The sequence below is a fragment of the Actinomycetota bacterium genome (genome assembly GCA_018334075.1).
GTDB lineage: Bacteria > Actinomycetota > Coriobacteriia > Anaerosomatales > UBA912 > JAGXSC01.
Map to the genome: position 1 here is coordinate 82,563 of JAGXSC010000021.1, position 6,149 is coordinate 88,711.

General features: G+C 58.4%; 5 protein-coding genes. All 5 read right to left on the reverse strand.

Translation table 11 applies throughout. From position 1 onward, the window contains the following. Positions 1-5 precede the first annotated feature (5 nt). Positions 6-998: a signal peptide peptidase SppA gene (sppA, locus tag KGZ89_03470; protein MBS3973909.1), complete on the reverse strand. Its 993-nt coding sequence runs from the start codon at positions 996-998 to the stop codon at positions 6-8. A gap of 104 nt (positions 999-1,102) precedes the next feature. After that, a complete protein-coding gene (thrB, locus tag KGZ89_03475) occupies positions 1,103-2,020 on the reverse strand; it encodes a homoserine kinase (protein MBS3973910.1) in 918 nt (305 codons plus the stop codon). Positions 2,021-2,023: 3 nt separating this feature from the next. Beyond that, complete coding sequence (locus tag KGZ89_03480) at positions 2,024-3,313, reverse strand: homoserine dehydrogenase (protein ID MBS3973911.1); 1,290 nt, start codon at positions 3,311-3,313, stop codon at positions 2,024-2,026. A gap of 272 nt (positions 3,314-3,585) precedes the next feature. Then, complete coding sequence (gene lysA / locus KGZ89_03485) at positions 3,586-4,944, reverse strand: diaminopimelate decarboxylase (protein ID MBS3973912.1); 1,359 nt, start codon at positions 4,942-4,944, stop codon at positions 3,586-3,588. Between the two features lie 12 nt (positions 4,945-4,956). After that, on the reverse strand, positions 4,957-6,149 hold a 1,193-nt coding region (locus tag KGZ89_03490; GenBank protein ID MBS3973913.1), incomplete at its 5' end, for an arginine--tRNA ligase.

Sequence of the window (6,149 nt, forward strand, 5' to 3'; positions counted from 1 at the left end):
TAACACTATCTGGGAAGTGGCTGTGCGCCAGGATGCGCGAGCATCTGCTGGAAAGACCCGATGCCCTCCAGCGCAGCAGAGACACCCAGGAGCAGGTCGAGCAGGGCGTCGTATTGCATCGCATCGTAGGTAACAATTCCAGGCTCGCCCACGATTCCTCCCAGCTCAGCGGCTCGATCGACAGCGTCGTTATAGGTGCCCAGCTTGTCGACAAGCCCCATATCCTTCGCCAGAAGTGCGGACCAGGCAAAACCTGTCGCCATCTCACGGACCTCATCCTCTGTCATATCGCGACCCTCGGCGACTACGCGAATGAACTCGTCATACGCCACATCTACCTCGGTCTGGATAAGAGCGGTCTCCGTAGGCGTAAGAGAGCGAATCGGGCTGCCTGCACCCTTGTAATCGCCAGCGGTCAAAACCGTGAACTCTATACCGAGCTTGTCAAGAAGCCCGGCGATATTCGGAACCTGGGCAATAACACCGATGCTACCTATAGCCGAAGTCGGACTAGCCACGATTTCGTCGGCTTGAGCAGCTATCATGTAGGCGCCGCTCGCAGCCACATCCCCGACGCTGACCACGACAGGCTTTTCTTCCGAGGCTCTGGCAACCTCCATGGCAATCTCCTGGGAAGCCGCCACGGTCCCTCCCGAGGAGTCGATGCGAAGCAAGATCGCATGTACGGTCGGATCAGCGAGAGCCTGATCGAGCTGCTCCAAGACTCGCTCGGGCGTAGCAACTCCGTCAAACTCATTGCCTGTGCCAGCTATAAACCCTGTGATGTGAATAAGAGCGATGTTCTCTCCGGTTGGAAGCCAAGATTGTTGTGTAGTAGGCTGCGGAAACGTCATATACAGCGCCAGCACCCCACAACAAGCGATAGCGCCAAGCGTGAGAACGGCAAAAACACCTACCGCCCACTTCCAGGCAGAGGACTTCCGTGGCGCCTCTGCGGTAACCGAGGTGATTTGCTCTTCCGGAACTAATTGATTCATGGGAGGTTCCTCTGTGAGTGCGGTCTACCCGAGAAAGCCGGGCATCCTGTGTTCAGTGTAGCCATATATTCGCCGACTTCAGGTGCTAAGGTCAATACGCATGTTCACCGGCGGATGAACGAGGCGCCGCTTCGGTCGATGCGAAGCACGCGTGGAGGCAGCCTGTTATCCGGCAGATTCGCCAATCGGCTGGCCACATCTGCGCCTCGGCGAAAAGCAGAATCATCGTCTTCGTCGAGCACTAAGCCTATCACCGTGGACCCGGATCCTGAGAGTGCCGCGCCCTGCGCTCCGACCTCTCGAAGCGCGCCTGCCACCTCGTCTACATCAGGCACGTCAGCTCGGCGGTAAGGCTCATGTAGCCTGTCGTGGGATCCGGCATCGATCAAATCAGCCCTGCCGAGCGCTATGCCGGCCGCCAACAGCCCGGCCCTGCCGACGTTGAACGCGGCGTCGCTATGAGGCACCTCGGAAGGCAACGTCTTTCTCGCAGACCGCGTCGAGAGCGGGTTTACCGAACCCACTGCGATCACCGCCATCCCGGTAGCCGGTTCGATCCGAGCTGACCTCGGCCCGGATTCGTCATTCCACGCGATCGTGAATCCGCCGTATATCGCCGCAGCGACATTGTCCGGGTGACCCTCGATCCTTGTGGCTATCTCGAAGAGTCGGTCCTTCCCGAGCCTAGCGTCGCAGAGCGCATCCGCAAGCATGACTCCACCTACGATCGCCGCCGCCGAGGAACCAAGTCCCTGACTCGACGGGATCTGATTGTCGCACGTCAACCGCGCAGCCTTCGGCGCGTCGGGAGCAATCGCGAATACCTCGGCCATCGCACGGGCAACCTGATTGCGTCCATCCCGGGGAAAGCGCTGAGCGCCTTCGCCGTGGACATGGACACTCCAGCTATCCGCAGGCTCCGCCGAAAAAGTCTGATAGAGCCCGAGCGCGAGGCCGAACGCGTCAAACCCGGGTCCAAGATTCGCCGAGGTGGCTGGGATCCTGACGGTGACGACAGGCATATTCTACTGCTGATCTTCGAGACGCAAAACGGTCTCGAGCCTAACAACACAGTCGAGAGCATCAATCTGCTCAAGGGCGGTCCGGACGGCTCTCTCCGATGACTTGTGGGTCACGTAAACTATCTCGGCCCCACTCTCATCGGCAGTTTTCTGGATCACAGAGCCGATAGAAACGCCGTTATCACCAAAAGCTCCGGCCACAGCCGCAAGTACCCCGGGCCTGTCCGCCACCCGCATCCGGACATAGTAGCTAAAGTCCAGCTCGGCGCTGTCTATCAAAGGTAACTGCTCGTTACACGTGCAGCCGACGACCCCAAGACAGCCGCTCTGGATGTGCCGGGCGACCTCGATGATATCGCCTACCACTGCGCTGGCCGCCGGAAGCGACCCCGCGCCCTCGCCGAAGAACATCGTCTCACCTACCGCATCGCCTATCACGTAGATCGCGTTGTAAACCCCATTCACGCTTGCCAGTGGATGGCCGAGAGGTATCATCGCCGGATGCACCCGGATGTCGATAGCGCCGTCTATGCGACGAGCGATCGCCAGTAGCTTGATCGCGTAGCCGCGCTCATGAGCGATTGCGATATCCGCAGACGATATGCGGCGTATGCCCTCGACCGAAACCTCGGCCAGGGTAATGCGCGAGTTGAAAGCGATGCTCGCCAAGATGGCGATCTTCGCCGCCGAATCATGCCCGTCTACATCAGCCGTCGGATCGCTTTCAGCAAAACCCAACTCCTGGGCCTCGGCAAGCGCGCTGTCGTAATCCATTCCATCGATAGCCATGCGCGTGAGAATGTAGTTGGTGGTGCCGTTGACGATCCCCATGACGGTGGTGATCTCGTTGGAAACAAGGCAGTGCTTCAGCGGCGAGATAATAGGGATACCTCCGCCTACGCTGGCCTCGAACATAACGTCGACCCCATTGAGGGCGGCGGCATCCATGACCTCCTGGCCATGCGTGGCCATCAACGCCTTGTTGGCGGTAACAACTGATTTACCCTTTGAAAGCGCACCGAGCACGATATCTCTGGCTACACCCGTGCCGCCGATAAGCTCGACCACGATATCGATGTCGGGATCATCGACGATTTCGGCAGCCTCTGTCGTAAAAGAGCTCTCGGCAAGGCCGAGTCGCGCGGCGCTTGAGCTGTCCCTGTCGGCGAATCGAACCAGCTCGATATCTACGCCGGCTCTGCGCGCAAAATCTTCCCTGTGGCGGCTGAATATCTCAACGACACCAGATCCAACAGTGCCAAGACCTATCAGGCCAACTCTGACTGTTCGCACCTAATGCCCTCCAATGTAATGGCCCGCGGCGATTTCGAAAAATCAACAAAAAAGGACGAGGCCGCTGATTCCTCCAAGCGAACCCTCACCTTGCGGCTTCGGCCCATTTGGACTGTGCAACGACCTCGCAAATCAAATATTAGACGTACGCGCACAATATGCAAGCAATAATTTTAGCTTCCTGACCAAAGGCGGCCTGTTGCGATAAGTGGCAATCTGCTCTGACTTTTCCACAGTATCCACACTTTCCACAGGTCGCCGAGCGCCGAGATCTAGCCTTCGTCGGTTCGCATGAGATCCTGATATGTTTCGCGTCGCACCGACCAACGCCACTGCCCGTCGCGAACAAAGACTACGCCGGGCCTAACCTGCTTGTTGTAGTTGCTGCTCATCGATTGGCAATAAGCCCCTGTAGCGCAAACGCAAAGCACGTCTCCGACCTCGGGGCACTGAAGCTGCGCGTCGTTTACAACAATGTCTCCGCTCTCGCAGTGCTTGCCCGCGAGGGTAGCGACCATCTTACGTGGTTGATCGGCCTTGTTCGCGATCAGAGTCTCGTAGTGTGCGCCATAAAGTGACGTGCGGATGTTGTCCGACATGCCGCCGTCGACAGCAACATAAGTCCGAATGTCAGGGATCTCCTTGATCGAGCCAACGGTGTAAAGCGTCACCCCAGCGTTTGCGACGATGGAGCGGCCAGGCTCAACAGCCATTTTCGGCGTGTCGATTCCGTGCTTTTCGCACTCTTCCTTGATTCCGTCAACAACTACTTTGCCGAACTCCTCGATCGTCGAGGGCTCGTCCGGGGCGCCGTAAGCCACTCCCAATCCGCCGCCAACGTCCAGCAGATTCACTTTCACGCCGGTTTGAGCGTGCACCTCGCACATAAATTCGACGATAACCTCTATCGCCTTTTCGAAGCTGTGGAGCGCAAATATCTGTGAGCCGATGTGCATGTGCAATCCATCGAAATCCAGACCGGGCAAGGCGACAGCCTTTTTGACCGCCTCCATTGCGAGCCCCTGATTCAACCCGAATCCGAATTTGGAGTCCTCGGCACCGGTCATGATGAAATCGTGGGTGTCAGCGGCGACCCCGGGGGTCACACGTACAAGCACCTTTTGGACCATACCGCGCTCAACGGCCAGCGCGCTCAGTCGGTCCATCTCCTCGTAGTTGTCGACAACTACCCGGCCTACCCCGGCCTCAAGGCACTCAATGAGCTCTTCCGGGGTTTTGTTGTTGCCGTGCACGTAAATATTCTCCATCGGGAAATTGGCGCGCCTGGCGTAAGCCAGCTCTCCGCCGCTGGAAACATCGAGGCAGCAGCCCTCCTCGGCGACTATCCGCAGCATCGCAATGGACATGAACGCTTTGCCTGCGTACACGACATCCACTTCAGGCCAGTGATACCTGGTCCACTTGATGTACTCGGCGAGCCGGTGCCGTATCGTCGTCTCGTCCATGACGTAAAGCGCTGTTCCGGCCTCCCTGGCCAGCTCTACCGTGTCCACGCCTCCGATCCAGAGGTGTCCTTCGCGTATCTCGGCGGTCATCGGAAGTACCGACATCAGGTCATGGCCTGTCTTGTGATCAGCGGCAGCCGGGGGACGTGATACTGTTTTTCCCATCGATAACTCCTCCTACATTCTTTCGGGCGCACTCACGCCGATCAGGTCTAAAACGCCTGCCAGCGCAATGCGGGTGGCGTCGACAGCGTACAGACGGGCATGCGTCATCTCGGGTTCTTCCGGATCGATAACACGACACACTGTATAGAACTGGTGAAACGCCGAGGCCAGCTCCTCGGCATAGCGGGTCAGCTTGAACGGCGCGAGCTGGCTGGCTGCGCTCTCGACGACCTCTTCGAACTCCATCAGCTTGCGCATCAAGGCAAGCTCTGCCGGCGAATCCAGCAGATGCAACGGCGCTTCGTGTGGAATGATCCTGGCGGCGAGGTCATCGATACCGGCTTCAGCCACAGCGGCATCATCTTCTGCCGCGCCTTTGCGGAGGATGGAGCAGATTCTGGCGTGCGCGTACTGGACATAGTAGACGGGATTTTCACTGCTCTGGCTCTGGGCGAGCTCTATGTCAAAGTCGAGAGGCTGATCTGTCGAGCGCCTCAGGAAAAAGTATCTGGCCGCGTCACCGCCGACGTCAGAGAGCAGGTCCTCGAAGGTCACCATCTCGCCTGTGCGCTTGGACATCCGCACTACCTGACCCCCACGGTACAAGTTCACTAGCTGGCCGATGACCACATCGAGCTTGTCATCGTGCCCCATCGCCGTGAATGTGGCCTGCATCCGTTTAACGTAGCCATGATGATCGGCGCCCCAGATGTTTATGATGCGGTCGAAGCCTCTATCGAGTTTGTCCGCGTGATAGGCGACGTCCGCCGCAAAATACGTGTAGGCTCCATCAGATTTCTTGAGGACACGATCCTTGTCGTCTCCGAAATCCGTTGACCGGAACCACACAGCCCCATCAAGGTCGTAAACGTAGCCCGCATCTCTGAGTCGTGAGATCGCCCGCTCAATTGCGGTGCGACCCTCGGCATCGGCCGCATGCAGCGTCCGCTCGGAGAACCAGACATCAAAGTCAACGCCAAAATCGTGTAATACCCGCTGAAGGTGCGAAAGCACCTGGCTGTAAGCTACCTCCTTGAAGTGGGCCTCCCGCTCGGCCGCATCGCTTTCGATCCACGCGGCGCCCTCTTCTTCGAATATCTCCCGGGCGATGTCGGTGATGTAGACGCCCTGATACCACTCCGGGTCGAATTCGACCTCTTTCCCGCCAATCTCCAGGTAACGCGCGGCGACCGACCTGGCAAAAA

Excerpts from the sequence above, each read along its gene's own strand:
- sppA (MBS3973909.1), bottom strand. The coding sequence starts at position 998 with ATGAATCAATTAGTTCCGGAAGAGCAAATCACCTCGGTTACCGCAGAG.
- thrB (MBS3973910.1), bottom strand. The coding sequence starts at position 2,020 with ATGCCTGTCGTCACCGTCAGGATCCCAGCCACCTCGGCGAATCTTGGA.
- lysA (MBS3973912.1), bottom strand. The coding sequence starts at position 4,944 with ATGGGAAAAACAGTATCACGTCCCCCGGCTGCCGCTGATCACAAGACA.